This window comes from Methylopila henanensis (assembly GCF_042681025.1).
Lineage (GTDB): Bacteria > Pseudomonadota > Alphaproteobacteria > Rhizobiales > Methylopilaceae > Methylopila > Methylopila henanensis.
The window spans coordinates 143,085-159,023 of record NZ_JBHUER010000013.1; the positions used below are offsets into that span (position 1 = coordinate 143,085).

Below are 15,939 nucleotides of genomic sequence, written 5' to 3' on the forward strand. Positions count from 1 at the left end.
GTCGTGACGAAGGCGGTGGCGCCGCCGAATTGCCCGAAGGCTGAGTGAGCCCGTCGCGAGACCGACGGCGACAGCCACAAACATTGGAAACCAGTAAATCAGGCGGGCCACCGCGTGCACAAAATCGGAGAAGGTCGTCTCCATTGGACGACCTGGATCAACGCAGCTTCACCGGCTTGTAGCTCGCGATGTCGTCGGCCTTCAGCCAGCCGGGCGTGCCCATCTTGAAGCCGTTCTTGGCGCGCTCGGCGATCTGGCGCGCGGTGCCGTAGTCGCCGGCGGCGAAGGCGGCCTGCGCGGAGGCGAGGTCCGCCTCGGGAATCTTGTTCTTGCGGGCGTAGGCGAGGGCGAGCTGGCGGAAGCCGTCGGCGTTCTTCGAATCGCGCGCGGTGGCGCGCACGAGCTCGGCGATCGCGGCGTCGGTGTCCCGCGGCGATCCGCTGGCGACCAGCGCCTGGCCGAGCATGGTGCGGATCAGCGTGGCGTTGGGCGCGAGCGCGAGCGCCCGGCGCAGCGGCGGGACCGCCTGGGCGGCGCGGCCGTTCTCCAGATAGGCCTGCCCCTTCAGCTCCTGGAACCACGGGTTCTGGGGCTGGGAGGCGATCAGCCCGTCGATCTGGGCGATCGCGCCGTCGAGCGACGACGAGCGATAGGCCGAGATGGCGCGGGCGTAGCGCGCCGGCAGGCTGGTGTCGCTCATCGGGTAGCGCCGGCCGACGCCCTGCGGACCTTCGAGGAAGCCGACGAGCTTCGCCCGCATCAGGTCGTGGCGAGCCTGCAGCGCCGGGCTGTCGGGCTTGTCGAAATAGGGGCTCTTCTTCGCGAGGTCCTCGAGGTTCGCGATGCGCTCCTTCGGCATCGGGTGGCTCTGGACGTAAGGGTCGATGAAGCGCTGCGAGAAGGCGATCTGGTCCGCGAAGCGTTGGAAGGTGGTCAGCATGCCCTTGGCGGACTGGCCGGTCTTGTTGAGGTAGCTGATCGCCATGCGGTCGGCGGCCTGCTCCTCGGCGCGCTGATAGGACAGCAGCGACCGCATGATCATGTCCTGCGGCGCCATCGCCGCGCCCATGATCGCGCCGCCCGAACTGCCGCCGCCGAGCCCGCCGCCGGCCGCGGCCCCCGCGACGCCGGCCGCGCCGAGCAGCATGGCGACGATCGCCATGGTCTGCGCGCTGTCGAGCCGCTGGCGCAGACGCGCCAGATGGCCGCCGGCGATGTGGCCGGTCTCGTGCGCCAGGACGCCGATCACCTCGTTCGGCGTCTTGGAGTCGAGCAGGGTGCCCACATTGACGAAGATGCGCCGGCCATCGGCGACGAAGGCGTTGAAGGCCTTCGAGTTGACCAGCACGATCTCGACCGCGCCCGCGTCGACGCCGGCCGCGCGGTAGATCGGCAGCATGTAGTCGCGCAGCAGGCCCTCGATCTCCGCGTCGCGGATGACGGGCGGCCCGCCGGCCTGCGCGGCGGCGGGCGCCGGCATGCCTGCGATCGCGACCGAAGCGGCGCAGACCAAGGCCGCGGCGTTTCGGGCGAAGCGGCGGATACGGCCGGTCAGTGACATGCGGGGTTCCATGGCGCGCCGGGCGTTGGTAGCACGTGACCGTCGGGCGGTCGTCCGGCCGGAGACTACGGGCGGGGCCGGCGGCCGGTCAACGCGCCGGCCGTCACCGTTCCGCGACGCCGCCCATTCGCACTTGGAAACACGACCTCGATATGACGCAGCCAAGCCGGCGTTCCGCCGAAGCCCTCATCGCTCCCGACCGTTCCGCCTCGGCGCGCGCGCTCGGCGTGCCGCCCTTCCTCGCGCTCGACGTGATGGCGGAAGCGAAGGCGCGCCGCGCCGCCGGCGAGCAGGTCTGCCATCTCGAGGTCGGGCAGCCGAGCGGGCCGGCGCCGCGCGCGGCCTGCGAGGCGGCGGCTCGGCTGCTGGCGACGGGCGACGTCGGCTACACCGAGGCGCTCGGCCGCCCGTCGCTGCGCGCCCGCATCGCGCGCCGCTACGCCGAGGTCTACGGCGTCGCGGTCCCGCCCGAGCGGATCGTCGTGACCACCGGATCGTCCGGCGGCTTCACGCTCGCCTTCCTCGCGGCCTTCGCCCCCGGCGCGCGGGTGGCGATCCCTTCGCCGGGCTATCCGGCCTACCGCGCCATCCTGCTCGCGCTCGGGCTGGAGCCGGTCGAGCTGGCGACCGGGCCGGCCTCGCGCTGGACCATGACGGCGGAGATGGTGGCGGCGGCCCACGCCGAGACGCCGCTCGCCGGCGCGCTCGCCATGAGCCCCGCCAATCCGACCGGCGTGGTGACGGCGCCCGGCGATCTCGCCGACCTCGCCGCGACCTGCCGCCGGCTCGGGATCTGGCTCGTCTCCGACGAAATCTATCACGGGCTGACCTACGAGGCGCCGGCGGCGACCGCGCTCGCCTTCGACGACGACGCCATCATCGTCAACAGCTTCTCGAAGTACTTCGCCATGACCGGCTGGCGCATCGGCTGGCTGGTGGCGCCGGAGCGGCTGGTCCGGCCGATCGAGCGGCTGGCGCAGAACCTCGTCATCTCGTCCCCGACGCTGTCGCAGGCGGGCGCCGAAGCGGCGCTCGACGATCTGGAGACGCCGGAGGCCTACCGCGTGGCCTACGCCGCCAACCGCGCGCTGCTGCTGGAGGGGCTGCCGCGTCTCGGCTTCGACGAGATCCTCCCGGTCGACGGCGCGTTCTACGCGTACGCCAACGTGGCGCGCTTCACCAACGACAGCTCGACCTTCGCGAAGGCGCTGCTGGCGGAGGCGGGCGTCGCGATCACGCCGGGAATCGATTTCGACCAGGCGCGCGGCCGCGCCTATGTCCGGCTGTCCTTCGCGGGAAGCGAGGCCGAGGTCGCCGAAGCGCTCGACCGCATGGCGCGCTGGCTTCCGAAGCGGTGACCGGCGCGCGGCGACCAGCCCCGCGCGATTGACACCCGAGCCGGCCTTGCGCTTCAACGCGCGCGGGCCGGTGGCCCGCAGTCCTCTTATAAGCGCGTCCGAGGCCGTTCATGCTCGACAAGACCTATTCGCCGGCCGACATCGAACCGCGGATCGCGGCCCGCTGGGACGAGGTCGGGGCGTTCAAGGCGGGCGCGGGCGCGGAGCCGGGCGCCGAGCCTTATTGCATCGTCATCCCGCCGCCGAACGTCACCGGCTCGCTCCACATGGGGCACGCGCTGAACGACACGCTGCAGGACATCCTCGCCCGCTTCGAGCGCATGCGCGGCAAGGACGTGCTGTGGCAGCCGGGCATGGACCACGCCGGCATCGCCACGCAGATGGTCGTCGAGCGCCAGCTCGCCGAGCGCCAGCAGCCCGGCCGCCGCGACATGGGGCGCGAGAAGTTCGTCGAGCGCGTGTGGGAGTGGAAGGCCGAGAGCGGCGGCATGATCCTGAAGCAGCTGCAGCGGCTCGGCGCCTCCGCCGACTGGTCGCGCGAGCGCTTCACCATGGACGAGGGCCTGTCGCGCGCGGTCGTGAAGCTGTTCGTCCGCCTGCACAAGGACGGGCTGATCTACCGCGACAAGCGGCTCGTCAACTGGGACCCGAAGCTGCTGACCGCGATCTCGGACATCGAGGTGCAGTCGGTCGAGGTGAAGGGCCATCTCTGGCACCTGCGCTATCCCGTCGAGGGCTCGGACGAGTCGATCGTCGTCGCGACCACGCGGCCTGAGACCATGCTGGGCGACAGCGCGGTCGCGGTGCACCCCGACGACGAGCGCTACAGGCATCTCGTCGGTAAGCACGTGATCCTGCCGCTGGTCGGCCGGCGCATTCCGATCGTCGCCGACAGCTATTCCGATCCCGAGAAGGGCACCGGCGCGGTCAAGATCACCCCGGCGCACGACTTCAACGACTTCGAGGTCGGCAAGCGCCACGACCTGCCGCTGATCAACGTGCTGACGCCGGAAGGCCGGATGCTGCTCGCCGGCAACGAGGCGTTCCTCGCAGGCAGCCAGCCGGAGGCGGACGCGCTCGCGCTTGACGGGCTGGACCGCGCCGAGGCGCGGAAACAGGTCGTCGCGCTGATGGAGGCGCGCGAGCTGCTGGTCGCGGTTGAGCCCAACGTCCATCAGGTGCCGCATGGCGACCGCTCGGGCGTCGTGATCGAGCCCTATCTGACCGACCAGTGGTACGTGGACGCCGCGAAGCTCGCGGTGGAGGCCATGGCCGCGGTCCGCGACGGCCGCACCCGCTTCATCCCCGAGAACTGGTCTAAGACCTATTTCGACTGGATGGAGAACATCCAGCCCTGGTGCGTCTCGCGCCAGCTCTGGTGGGGCCACCAGATCCCGGCGTGGTTCGGGCCGGACGGGGCGATCTTCGTCGAGGAGACCGAGGCCGAGGCGCTCGCGGCCGCGGAGACGCACTACGGCGCGCCGACGGAGCTCACCCGCGACGAGGACGTGCTCGACACCTGGTTCTCTTCCGCGCTGTGGCCGTTCTCGACCATGGGCTGGCCGGACCAGACGCCGGAGCTCGACAAGTACTACCCCAACGCCGTGCTGGTGACGGGCTTCGACATCATCTTCTTCTGGGTCGCCCGGATGATGATGATGGGCCTCTACGTCATGAAGGAGGTCCCGTTCCGAGACGTCTACATCCACGCCCTCGTCCGCGACGAGAATGGGGCCAAGATGTCGAAGTCGAAGGGCAACGTCATCGACCCAATCGAGCTGGTCGACGCCTATGGCGCGGACGCGCTGCGCTTCACGCTGGCGGCGATGGCCGCGCAGGGCCGCGACATCAAGCTCGCCCGCGCTCGCGTCGAGGGCTACCGCAACTTCGCGACCAAGCTCTGGAACGCCTCGCGCTTCGCCGAGATGAACGGCTGCCGTCCGGTCGCGGGCTTCGACCCGTCGGCGGTGAAGGAGACCGTCAACCGCTGGATCCTCGGCGAGGCCGCCAAGGCGGTCGCCGAGACCACCGCGGCGCTGGAGGCCTACCGCTTCAACGAGGCGGCGGGCGCGGCCTACCGCTTCACCTGGAACGTCGTCTGCGACTGGTATCTCGAACTGGTCAAGCCGGTGCTGCAGGGCGAGGGCCAAGGCGCGGAGGCGGAGGAGACCCGCGCCACCGTCGCCTTCGTGCTCGACGAGGTGGTGAAGCTGCTGCACCCGTTCATGCCCTTCGTCACGGAGGAGCTGTGGGACGCCCGCGCCGGCGACGAACCGCGTCCCGGCATGCTGGCGCTCACCCGCTGGCCGGCGCTCGAAGGCCTCGGCGACGCGGCCTCCGAGTCGGAGATCGGCTGGCTGGTCGAGGTGGTGACGGAGCTGCGCTCGGCGCGCGCCGAGATGGGCGTTCCGGCCTCCGCCACGCTGCCGCTGGTGGTGGTCGGCGGCGACGCCGAGACCCGCGCCCGCGCCGAGCGGGCGGCGCCGACGCTCGCCCGCATCGCCCGCGTCTCCAGCGTCTCGTTCGCCGACGAGGCCCCTAAGGCGGCGATCCAGCTCATCGTCCGTGGCTGCGTGGTCGCCGTGCCGCTGGAAGGCGTCGTGGACATCGCCGCCGAGAAGGACCGGCTCGCCAAGGAGCGGGGCAAGACGCAAGGGGAGATCAAGCGCATCGACGGCAAGCTCGGCAACGAGAGCTTCGTCGCCCGCGCGCCCGAAGAGGTGGTCGAGGCCGAGCGCGAGAAGCGCGCCGACTACGTCGCCCGGCTCGCCAAGATCGAGGCGGCGCTCCGCCAGCTCGGCGGCTGACGGACGGCCGGACGTTTACGTGATCGCAGGAACGTCCGGCCGTCCTTTCGCCATTCCCGGCCCGCCCTATTTGTCGCCGGGGCAGGTTTTGAAAAGGCCAGATCGATCGATGTTGACCCGACGCGACGCGGTCGCGCTGCTTGGCGCCGGCGCGGGAAGCGCCCTCGTGACGACAGCGGCTCAGGCGCAAGGCGCGCCGCCGCCTTCCGACGGACCGGCGAAGACCGTGCCGAGCTTCGACCATGGCCGCGTCATCGAGCGGGCGCGGCAGCTCGCCGGCTCGCCGTTCGCGCCGCCGCGGGCGGAGCTGCCCAAGGCCCTGGCCGACATGAGCTTCGACGCGTTCCGCGACGTGCGCTTCAAGCGCGACCGCGCGTTCTTCGCGAAGAGCCCGAGCGGGTTCAGCATGGAGCTGTTCCACCTCGGCTTCCTCTACAAGGACCCGGTGGTGATCAACCTCGTGCGCGAGGGCGTGCCGGCGCCGATCCCCTATGACGCCGGGCTGTTCGACTTCGGCCAGACCAAGCCGCCGGGGCGCCTGCCGATCGACTTCGGCTTCGCCGGCATCCGGCTGCTCTACCCCCTGAACAAGCCGACCGTGCAGGACGAGCTCGCCGTGTTCCTCGGCGCGAGCTATTTCCGCTTCCTCGGCGCAGGGCAGCATTACGGCATCTCGGCCCGCGGGCTTGCGGTCAACTCCGGCGAGCCCGAACCGGAGGAGTTCCCGACCTTCCGCGAGTTCTGGGTCGAGGAGCCGGCCGGCGACGCCGTCCAGATCGTCGTGCACGCGCTGCTCGACGGGCCGTCGGTCGCCGGAGCCTTCCGCATGGTGATCACGCCCGGCGAGGAGACCACCGTCGACGTGGGCTCGACGCTGTTCCCGCGCCAGGCCATCAAGAAGCTCGGCGTCGCGCCGCTGACGTCGATGTTCTACTACGGCGAGAACGATCGCCGCAGCTATCGCGGCTTCCGGCCGGAGGTGCACGATTCGGACGGGCTGCTGATCGAGGCGCCGGACGACGCCTGGACCTGGCGCGCGCTGCGCAATCCCACCCAGCTCGAAACCTCGCGCTTCCCGGCGCCTGCGGTCAAAGGCTTCGGCCTGCTGCAGCGCGACCGGCTGTTCGAGCACTATCAGGACCTCGAGGTCCGCTACGATCTCAGGCCGAGCTACTGGGTCGAGCCCGCCGGCGACTGGGGGCCGGGCCGCGTGGAGCTGGTCGAGATCCCGACCGACAACGAGACCCACGACAACATCGTCGCGTTCTGGACGCCGGACGCGCCGGTGCAGCCCGGCGGCGAGCCGCTGCGTCACAGCTACCGCCTGAGCTCGCGCAAGCTCGCCGAGAACGTCACGCCGAAGGCGAGGGCGCTCCACACCTTCGTCACCGAGGCGCGGGCGTCGGGCGACCCGCAGGCCGGCCCGGACCACACCCGCCGCTTCATCGTCGACTTCGCCGGCGGCGACCTCGCCTACTGGCTCGACGATCCGAAGAAGGTGGTGACCGAGACCAGCGCGAGCTCTGGCAAGATCAACGCCGCCTTCGTGGTGCCGAATCCCGAGATTTCGGGCTTCCGGCTGTTCCTCGACCACGAGATCGAACAGCCCGGCGGCCGCGCCGAGCTGCGCGCCGTGCTGAGGGCCGGGCAGAAGGTGCTGACCGAGACCTGGGTGTTCCCATGGGAGCGTCCCGCCGGCCCCGGCTGAACGCCGTTCATCCGCCGTTCATGTAACCCGAAAAGCACAGAGCCGGTTCCGCAGCCATGGCGGGGCCGGCTCGCGTCGTTTTCGCCGCCATTCAGCCACAAAGCGCCGTCACGACAGCAACTAACCTGCTGATTAGACTGCGAATATTGGTTAATGCCGGTCGGGGGGCCGGGGCGTTCCGCAGCAGGCGAGCATGTTCCGCGTTTCGCAGGCGTCGCTCTCGTCGACGTGGGCCGGCGCCGAATCCGCTCAGGAACGCCGGCGTCACGCCTCAATGAGGCCGCGTCGCCAAGGCATAAGCGGGACTATGGACGCCAAGGTTTTCGACAAGACGAAGCTTCCAAGCCGGCACGTCACGGAAGGCCCGGCGCGTGCGCCCCATCGCTCGTATCTGTACGCGATGGGGCTCACCAAGGCGCAGATCCACCAGCCGCTGGTCGGCGTGGCGTCGTGCTGGAACGAGGCCGCCCCCTGCAACATCTCGCTGATGCGCCAGGCGCAGGCGGTGAAGAAGGGCGTCGCGGCCGCCAACGGGACGCCCCGCGAGTTCTGCACCATCACCGTCACCGACGGCATCGCCATGGGCCACGAGGGCATGAAGTCCTCGCTCGCGTCCCGCGAGGTGATCGCGGATTCTGTCGAACTCACCATGCGCGGCCATTGCTACGACGCCCTCGTCGGGCTCGCGGGCTGCGACAAGTCGCTTCCGGGCATGATGATGGCGATGGTCCGCCTCAACGTGCCGTCCATCTTCATCTACGGCGGCTCGATCCTGCCGGGCTCGTTCCGCGGCCAGCCGATCACCATCCAGGACGTGTTCGAGGCGGTCGGGAAGCACTCGGTCAACGCGATGTCCGACGAGGACCTCGACGAAATCGAGCAGGCCGCCTGTCCCTCGGCCGGCGCCTGCGGCGCCCAGTTCACCGCCAACACCATGGCGACCGTCTCCGAGGCCATCGGCCTCGCGCTGCCCTATTCGGCCGGCGCGCCGGCTCCTTACGAGATCCGCGACCGGTTCTGCATGACGGCCGGCGAGATGGTCATGGAGCTCGTCGCCCGCAACATCCGCCCGCGCGACATCGTCACCCGCAAGGCGCTCGAGAACGCCGCGACGGTCGTCGCGGCCTCCGGCGGCTCCACCAACGCGGCGCTGCATCTGCCCGCCATCGCTCATGAGGCGGGCATCGAGTTCGATCTGTTCGACGTCGCCGAGATCTTCAAGCGCACGCCTTACGTCGCGGACCTCAAGCCCGGCGGCCGCTACGTCGCCAAGGACCTGTTCGAGGTCGGCGGCGTGCCGCTGCTGATGAAGACGCTGCTCGACCACGGCTTCCTGCACGGCGACTGCCTCACCGTCACCGGCCGCACCATCGCCGAGAACATGGCGTCCGTGCGCTGGAACCCGGATCAGGACGTGGTGCTACCGGCGGACAAACCGCTCACGAAGACCGGCGGCGTGGTGGGCCTCAGGGGCAACCTCGCCCCCGAAGGCGCGATCGTGAAGGTCGCGGGCATGGTCAACCAGCGCTTCTCGGGCCCCGCGCGCTGTTTCGACAGCGAGGAGGAGTGCTTCGCCGCCGTCTCCTCCAAGAATTTCAAGGAAGGCGATGTCCTCGTCATCCGCTACGAGGGTCCGCGCGGCGGTCCCGGCATGCGCGAGATGCTGTCGACCACCGCCGCGCTCTACGGCCAGGGCATGGGCGACAAGGTCGCGCTCATCACCGACGGCCGCTTCTCCGGCGCCACCCGCGGCTTCTGCATCGGCCATGTCGGGCCTGAGGCCGCGGTCGGCGGCCCGATCGGCCTGCTGCGGGACGGCGACGTCATCACCATCGACGCCGTCTCCGGCGCGCTCGACGTCGCGCTGAGCGACGAGGAGCTCGACGCGCGGCGGCAGGCCTGGAGGCCGCGCGAGCACGGCTTCGGCTCCGGCGCGCTCTGGAAATACGCGCAGGGCGTCGGCCCCGCGCGGGGCGGCGCCGTCACCCATCCCGGGGCTAAGTTCGAGCGGCGCGCCTATGCGGACGTGTGAGCATTTCGTAGGCGTGACGCTCGCGGCGCTGGCGCTGATCTGCGCCACGTCCGCCGCGCGGGCGTTCGAAGGCGCCGGCTCGAAGAAGGAGCCGTCGCCGTTCGAGCAGTTCCAGACCGGCGCGCGCGCCTACATCGCCGGCGACAAGGCGAGCGCGCTGACCTCGCTGATCGACGCCGCCAAGCGCGGCCACGCCATGGCGCAGTGGAAGCTCGGGCGCATGTACGCCGAAGGCGACGGCGTCGAGCGCAACGACCTCAAGGCCTTCGACTACTTCAGCCAGATCGCCAACGCCCACGCCGACGACGCGCCGGACACGGTGCAGTCCCGCTTCGTGGCGAACGCCTTCGTCGCGCTCGGCAACTACTATCTCGACGGCATCCCCGACAGCTCGATCGACGCCGACGCCAACCGCGCGCGCGAGATGTTCTCCTACGCCGCCTCCTACTTCGGCGACCCGGACGCCCAGTACAATCTGGCGCGGATGTATCTCGACGGGCAGAGCGTCAAGAAGGACGTGCGGCAGGCGGCGCGCTGGCTCGGCCTCGCCGCCAACAAGGGCCAGCGCGAGGCGCAGGCCGTGCTCGGCCACCTCCTGTTCAACGGCGTCGAGGTGCCGCGCCAGGCCGCGCGCGGCCTGATGTGGCTGACGCTCGCCAAGGAGGCGTCGAGCGCGGCCGACCAGTGGATCGTCGATCTCTACGACCGCGCGATCGCGACGGCGACGCCGGAAGAGCGCGCCTCGGCCGCGAATTTCGTCGCGGCCTGGAGCAGCGACCGCGGCTGAGCCCGCGCGGGCTCGCGAGCCCGCCGGCGCGGCGGTCGCGCCCTGCGGTCAGCCGAACGCGAACTCGGCGATCACCGGCACATGGTCCGAGGGCCGCTCCCACGCCCGCACATGCTTGTCGATGCGGGTGGAGACGAGCCTGTCGGCGGCCTGCGGCGACAGCAGCAGGTGGTCGATCCGGATGCCGTCGTTCTTCTGCCAGGCGCCGGCCTGATAGTCCCAGAAGCTGTAGAGCCCGCTTGAATCGTCGCAGGCGCGCACGGCCTCCGTCAGGCCGAGCGCGAGCAGGCGGCGCCATGCGGCGCGGGTGTCGGGCCGGAACAGCGCGTCCTCAACCCAGGCCTCGGGGCGCTTGGCGTCCTGCGCGGCGGGAATGACGTTGTAGTCGCCGGCGATGACGAGCGGCTCCTCCAGCGCCAGCCGGTCGGCGGCGTAGGCCTGCAGGCGCTTCATCCAGGCGAGCTTGTAGTCGTATTTCGGTCCGGGCGCCGGGTTGCCGTTCGGCAGATAGATGCCGGCGACGCGCACCGAGCCCGTGGGCGTCGAGACCACCGCCTCGATGAAGCGGGCGTGGTCGTCGCCGTCGTCGCCCGGAAGGCGCGGCGTGGCGTCCTCGATCGGCGAACGGGAGAGGATCGCGACGCCGTTGTAGGTCTTCTGGCCATGCACGGCGACGTGGTAGCCGGCGTCCTCGATCGCGGCGCGCGGAAACGCCTCGTCGACGCACTTGATCTCCTGCAGGCAGACGACGTCGGGCTTCGCCTCGGCGAGCCAGCGCAGCACGAGATCGAGCCGCGACTTGATCGAGTTCACGTTCCAGGTGGCGATCTGCACGGTCGCGGGGTCCTCCGGCGCGCGGGTGTTCGTCCGCGCCATCATGGACGGCGGCGCGCCATGAAAAAAGGGCCGCCTGCGAAGCAAGCGGCCCAAGTCTAGGGAGGAAACGCCCAAGGAGGGCGACGGCGCGGGCGGAGGAGCCCAGCGCCGGTGGCTTTCAAATGAAGGTTCCAGCGGCGTTTGCCAAGGGCGAAACGAACGCGGGGGGTGCGCTATTGTTTCGCAGCGAAAACGCGATCCACGCGACCGTGATCGCGCCCGCCCGCAAAACTCGCGGTTCCCGCGGACTGCGCCGAAGGATCGCCATTTTCATTTGAGCGGGGCGCGGACGCGCCGCGATCAGATCGCGAAGCTTGTGCCGCACCCGCAGGAGGCGGTGGCGTTCGGGTTCCGGATCTGGAACGAGGCGCCGATCAGATCGTCGACGAAGTCGATCTCGGAGCCGGCGAGGTAGGGCAGGGACACCGGGTCCACCAGCACGGTCGCGCCGTCGCGGGAGATCACGAGGTCGTCGTCGGCCGCGCGGGTGTCGAAGCCGTAGTCGTAGGAGAAGCCGGAGCAGCCGCCGCCGAGCACGCTGACGCGCAGCATCGTCCCCGCCGGTTCGCCGGCGACGATTTCGAGGATGCGCGCCGCGGCCTTCGGCGTGAGGGTGACGGGCGAGGGGGCTTCGAGAACGTCGGTGGTCATGGGCAGGGCGCCTGGGTCAGTGCGCGGGGGCCGGCGGTTGTTCGCCTGCCTGTTGCGTCGTCTTCGCCTCAAGAGGTAAGGACGCCTCGCCCGAGGGTCAACGCTTGCGCGACGGAGCCATTTCCCATGCAGGTCGCGAGCTGGATCTTCCGACCGCGGGCGGACTACGCCGCGGATCCGGGCGCCTCGCGCGGACGCCTGATCCCGCAGCCGGCGAGCCCGACCCGCACCGAGTTCCAGCGCGACCGAGACCGGGTGCTGCACTCGACCGCGTTCCGGCGCCTCAAGCACAAGACGCAGGTGTTCGTCTATCACGAGGGCGACCACTACCGGACGCGGCTGACGCACACGCTGGAGGTGGCGCAGATCGCGCGCTCGATCGCTCGCGCGCTCGGCCTCGACGAGGACCTCGCGGAGACCGTCGCGCTGTCCCATGATCTCGGGCACCCGCCCTTCGGCCATGCCGGCGAGCGCGCGCTCGACGCCGCCATGGCCGGCTTCGGCGGTTTCGACCACAACGCGCAGTCGCTGCGTGTCCTGACCAAGCTCGAACGCCGCTATGCGGATTTCGACGGGCTGAACCTCACCTTCGAGTCGCTCGAGGGCGTGGTGAAGCACAACGGTCCGCTGCTCGGGCCCGACGACGCCCCGACCGGCTCCTACGCCGGCCGCGACCTGCCAGCCGCGATCCGCGAATACGCCGCGCGCCACGATCTCGGCCTCGACACCTACGCCAGCGCCGAGGCGCAGGCGGCGGCGATCGCCGACGACATCGCCTACGACGCCCACGACATCGACGACGGCCTGCGCGCCGGCCTGTTCGCGCTCGACGATCTCGCGGAGGCGCCGCTGCTGGCTTCGATCCTCGACGAGGTGCGCGACCGTCATCCGGGGCTCGACGACGACCGCGCGACCCATGAGGTGGTGCGGCGGGTCATCACGCGCCTCGTCGAGGACGCGATCGCCGAAAGCGCGCGCCGGATCGAGCGGCTTTCGCCCCGCGACGTCGACGCCGTCCGTTCCGCCGCCGGCGTCGTCGTGGGGTTCTCTCCCGCCATGGAGGCGGAGGAGCGGGCGGTGAAGCGGCTGCTGTTCGCCCGCATGTACCGGCACCCTTACGTCATGCGCGTCATGAACGACGCGCGGGGCGTCGTGACGGACCTGTTCGCCCGCTATTTCGCCGACAATGGCGCCCTGCCGGCGGAGTGGGCGCGGGACGCCTCCGGGCTCGACGACGCCCGCCGCGCCCGCGCCGTCGCCGACTTCATCGCGGGCATGACCGACCGCTACGCCCTGATCGAGCATCGGCGCCTGTTTGACGCCACCCCCGATTTGCGTTAGCGGCCCGGGGCTCCTCGAAGGCCACGCCCATGAACATTTTCGCCGATTTCGCCGCGCGGCTCAGCGCGATCCTCGAAGCGCTCGCCGCCGAAGGCGCGATCGACCGCGTCCCCGACCTGACGCGCGTCGTCGTGGAGCCGCCGCGCGATCCGAGCCACGGCGACCTCGCGACCAACGCCGCGCTGGTGCTGTCGAAGGAACTCGGGCTGAAGCCGCGCGACCTCGCCGAGCGGATCGTCGCGAAGCTCGGGGGCGACGCCGACGTGGCCTCGGCCAGCGTCGCCGGTCCTGGCTTTGTCAACATCTCGCTCGCGGACGGCTATCTGCGCCAGGTCCTCGCGGCGGCGCTCGCGGGCGGGGCGTCGTTCGGGCGGCCCGACGTGGCGGCGGGCGCCAAGGTCAATGTCGAATATGTCTCGGCCAACCCCACCGGGCCCATGCATGTGGGCCACTGCCGCGGCGCGGTGTTTGGGGATTCGCTCGCGAACCTGCTCGCCTACGCCGGCGAGGACGTGACCCGCGAGTACTACATCAACGACGCCGGCGCGCAGGTGGACGTGCTCGCGCGCTCCGCCTTCCTGCGCTACCGCGAGGCGCTCGGCGAGGACATCGGCGCGATCCCCGAGGGGCTCTACCCCGGCGACTATCTCAAGCCGGTCGGGGCCGAGCTCGCCGCGCGCTTCGGCCCAGCGCTGCGGGACCGGCCGGAGGCGGACTGGCTGCCTCTGGTCAAGGACGCCGCCATCGCCGCCATGATGGACATGATCCGCGACGACCTCGCGGCCCTGAACATCCGCCACGACGTGTTCTTCTCCGAGCGCGCCCTGCACGGCGAGGGCGGCGCGATCGACGCGACCGTCGCGACGCTCGAGGCGAAGGGGCTGGTCTATGAGGGCCGCCTGCCGCCGCCCAAGGGCGAACTGCCGGACGACTGGGAGGAGCGCGAGCAGACCCTGTTCCGCGCCACCGATTTCGGCGACGACGTCGACCGGCCGCTGAAGAAGTCCGACGGCTCATACACCTACTTCGCGGCCGACGTGGCGTATTTCCGCTCCAAGTTCGAGCGCGGCTTCCGCGAGATGGTGTTCGTGCTCGGCGCGGACCATGGCGGCTACGTCAAGCGCCTGCAGGCGGTCGGCGACGCGCTCTCGGGCGGTACGGCGCGGGTGACCGTGGAGCTCTGCCAGCTCGTGCGCCTGTTCCGGGCGGGCGAGCCGGTGCGGATGTCGAAGCGGGCGGGCGACTTCGTCACGCTGCGCGACGTGGTCGACGAGGTCGGCCGCGACGCGGTGCGCTTCATGATGCTGTTCCGGTCGAACGACGCGGTGCTCGACTTCGACTTCGCCAAGGTGACGGAGCAGTCGCGCGACAATCCGGTGTTCTACGTCCAGTACGCCCACGCCCGCGCGCAGTCGATCCTGCGCAAGGGGGCCGAGGCGTTTCCGGATCTCGCGGCCGAGCCGGACCTGTCGCTGCTCGTCGACGAGGGCGAGCTCGGGCTGGTGAAGCGCATCGCGCAGTGGCCGCGGGTGGTGGCGCAGGCGGCGCAGGCGCGCCAGCCGCACCGCATCGCGTTCTACCTGCACGATCTCGCGAGCGACTTCCACGCGCACTGGAACCGCGGCTCGGCGCCTGATTTACGCTTCATTATGGAAAACAATCCATTGTTGTCACATGCCCGTTTGGCGTTGGTCCGGGGGCTGGCCTTGGTGCTGGCGTCCGGCCTTGGTATTTTGGGCGTGGCGGCTCCTGACGAGATGCGCTGAACCCGTCACGCGACGGCGTGCGGCTAGGCCTCGCCGGGCCGCACGCTTGGCTCTCGGAGGCCGGTAAGATGCAAAACCAGGCAATGCGGCGCGGCGTTGCGCATGACGGCCGCGATAACGCCGGTTCGGACGATTACGAGCGCTACGCCAACGATCCGGACCTGTTCGAGGGCGCCGGACGGCAGGATCTCGGCCTGAGGGGCGGGCATCACTACGACGCCTATGGCCGCGCCGATCAGCGCTATGTGGACATGGGCGAGGGCCAGGAGCCGGTCTACGACCCGCGCGCCTACGCGCCCAATCCGGACGAGCCCTACGACTACGACGCCGACGGCAACCCGGTCTTCTACGAGCCGGAGCGCTCCCGCGGCGGTCGCAGCGGGCTGATGCTGGTGGCGGCCGTGGTCGGCGTCGCGGTGCTCGGCGCCGGCGGCGTGCTGGCCTATCGGTCGATGGGAGCGGGCGGCGCCTTCAGCGGCGAGCCGCCGCTGATCAAGGCCGAGACCGAACCGGTCAAGACCGTGCCGGAGAATCCGGGCGGGGCCGAGGTTCCGCACCAGAACAAGCAGATCTACGACCGCGTCGGCGGCCAGGAGCCGCAGAAGTCCAAGGTGGTCTCGCGCGAGGAAGAGCCGGTCGACCTGCCGGCGTCGAGCGCGCCGGCGCGCAACTCCGACGTCGCGCGTGTGATCCTGCCGGGAGGGCCGGCCTCGGTCGAGCCGACGCCCCCCTCGACCATGGGCAGCGAGCCGCGCCGGGTGAAGACCGTCGAGATCACGCCGGACACGAGCTACGACACGCCGACCGCGACCGCGCCGGCCCGCGATCCGATCGCCGAGATGGCGCGGTCGGGCGAGCCGCCCGCGAGCGAGTTCGACAACGGAATCATGAGCGGCGACGCCCCGGCCCGCGCCGAGACGCCCGCGCCGCGTCCGCAGGCGACGGCTCCCACCCCGACCCCGCGTCCGGCGCCCGCTCCCGCCGCCCGCCCGGCGACGCCGGCTCCGGCTCCCGCCGCGCAGCAGCGCGCCGCCCTGCCGGCCCCCGCGCCG

General features: G+C 70.8%; 11 protein-coding genes. 8 read left to right on the plus strand and 3 right to left on the minus strand.

Translation table 11 applies throughout. From position 1 onward, the window contains the following. Positions 1-157: 157 nt before the first annotated feature. Positions 158-1,561 (minus strand): M48 family metalloprotease, encoded by a 1,404-nt coding sequence (locus ACFSCV_RS18615; RefSeq protein ID WP_378801074.1) that lies wholly within the window; start codon positions 1,559-1,561, stop codon positions 158-160. A 152-nt stretch (positions 1,562-1,713) separates the two neighbouring features. On the opposite strand from ACFSCV_RS18615, the gene ACFSCV_RS18620 reads away from it, so the two are divergent. The 5 genes from ACFSCV_RS18620 to ACFSCV_RS18640 all read left to right on the plus strand — a co-directional run bounded on the left by ACFSCV_RS18620 (position 1,714) and on the right by ACFSCV_RS18640 (position 10,253). After that, a complete protein-coding gene (locus ACFSCV_RS18620; protein WP_378801075.1) occupies positions 1,714-2,919 on the plus strand; it encodes a pyridoxal phosphate-dependent aminotransferase in 1,206 nt (401 codons plus the stop codon). A 110-nt stretch (positions 2,920-3,029) separates the two neighbouring features. Further along, a complete protein-coding gene (locus tag ACFSCV_RS18625; RefSeq protein ID WP_378801076.1) occupies positions 3,030-5,726 on the plus strand; it encodes a valine--tRNA ligase in 2,697 nt (898 codons plus the stop codon). A gap of 166 nt (positions 5,727-5,892) precedes the next feature. After that, positions 5,893-7,434, plus strand: a complete 1,542-nt coding sequence (locus ACFSCV_RS18630; protein WP_378801077.1) for an OpgD/OpgG family glucan biosynthesis protein — start codon at positions 5,893-5,895, stop codon at positions 7,432-7,434. 307 nt (positions 7,435-7,741) lie between these two features. Beyond that, positions 7,742-9,466: a dihydroxy-acid dehydratase gene (gene ilvD / locus ACFSCV_RS18635; RefSeq protein ID WP_378801078.1), complete on the plus strand. Its 1,725-nt coding sequence runs from the start codon at positions 7,742-7,744 to the stop codon at positions 9,464-9,466. After that, positions 9,453-10,253 carry a tetratricopeptide repeat protein gene (locus ACFSCV_RS18640; RefSeq protein ID WP_378801079.1) on the plus strand — a complete coding sequence of 267 codons (801 nt, stop codon included), beginning with the start codon at positions 9,453-9,455 and terminating at the stop codon, positions 10,251-10,253. The genes ilvD and ACFSCV_RS18640 overlap by 14 nt, the downstream gene beginning before the upstream one ends. A gap of 48 nt (positions 10,254-10,301) precedes the next feature. On the opposite strand, the gene xth is transcribed toward ACFSCV_RS18640, so the two are convergent. Together xth and erpA are read right to left on the minus strand one after the other, a co-directional pair. After that, positions 10,302-11,087: an exodeoxyribonuclease III gene (xth, locus tag ACFSCV_RS18645; RefSeq protein ID WP_378801086.1), complete on the minus strand. Its 786-nt coding sequence runs from the start codon at positions 11,085-11,087 to the stop codon at positions 10,302-10,304. 342 nt (positions 11,088-11,429) lie between these two features. After that, the gene (gene erpA / locus ACFSCV_RS18650; RefSeq protein WP_378801080.1) at positions 11,430-11,780 is read right to left on the minus strand and encodes an iron-sulfur cluster insertion protein ErpA; all 351 of its coding nucleotides are present in this window, start codon (positions 11,778-11,780) and stop codon (positions 11,430-11,432) included. Between the two features lie 126 nt (positions 11,781-11,906). Here erpA and ACFSCV_RS18655 point away from each other — a divergent pair, with 126 nt between their 5' ends. From ACFSCV_RS18655 to ACFSCV_RS18665, 3 genes are all read left to right on the plus strand, one after another. Beyond that, a complete protein-coding gene (locus tag ACFSCV_RS18655; protein ID WP_378801081.1) occupies positions 11,907-13,121 on the plus strand; it encodes a deoxyguanosinetriphosphate triphosphohydrolase in 1,215 nt (404 codons plus the stop codon). Between the two features lie 29 nt (positions 13,122-13,150). Further along, positions 13,151-14,887 carry an arginine--tRNA ligase gene (gene argS, locus ACFSCV_RS18660; protein WP_378801082.1) on the plus strand — a complete coding sequence of 579 codons (1,737 nt, stop codon included), beginning with the start codon at positions 13,151-13,153 and terminating at the stop codon, positions 14,885-14,887. A 68-nt stretch (positions 14,888-14,955) separates the two neighbouring features. Then, positions 14,956-15,939 (plus strand): SPOR domain-containing protein (locus tag ACFSCV_RS18665; protein WP_378801084.1); only part of this gene is annotated, 984 nt, incomplete at its 3' end.

Bases quoted from the DNA above. Each gene is read 5' to 3' on its own strand.
- ACFSCV_RS18655 (WP_378801081.1), top strand. From the start codon at position 11,907: ATGCAGGTCGCGAGCTGGATCTTCCGACCGCGGGCGGACTACGCCGCG.
- ACFSCV_RS18640 (WP_378801079.1), top strand. From the start codon at position 9,453: ATGCGGACGTGTGAGCATTTCGTAGGCGTGACGCTCGCGGCGCTGGCG.
- erpA (WP_378801080.1), bottom strand. From the start codon at position 11,780: ATGACCACCGACGTTCTCGAAGCCCCCTCGCCCGTCACCCTCACGCCG.
- ACFSCV_RS18625 (WP_378801076.1), top strand. From the start codon at position 3,030: ATGCTCGACAAGACCTATTCGCCGGCCGACATCGAACCGCGGATCGCG.
- ACFSCV_RS18615 (WP_378801074.1), bottom strand. From the start codon at position 1,561: ATGTCACTGACCGGCCGTATCCGCCGCTTCGCCCGAAACGCCGCGGCC.
- ACFSCV_RS18620 (WP_378801075.1), top strand. From the start codon at position 1,714: ATGACGCAGCCAAGCCGGCGTTCCGCCGAAGCCCTCATCGCTCCCGAC.
- ilvD (WP_378801078.1), top strand. From the start codon at position 7,742: ATGGACGCCAAGGTTTTCGACAAGACGAAGCTTCCAAGCCGGCACGTC.
- argS (WP_378801082.1), top strand. From the start codon at position 13,151: ATGAACATTTTCGCCGATTTCGCCGCGCGGCTCAGCGCGATCCTCGAA.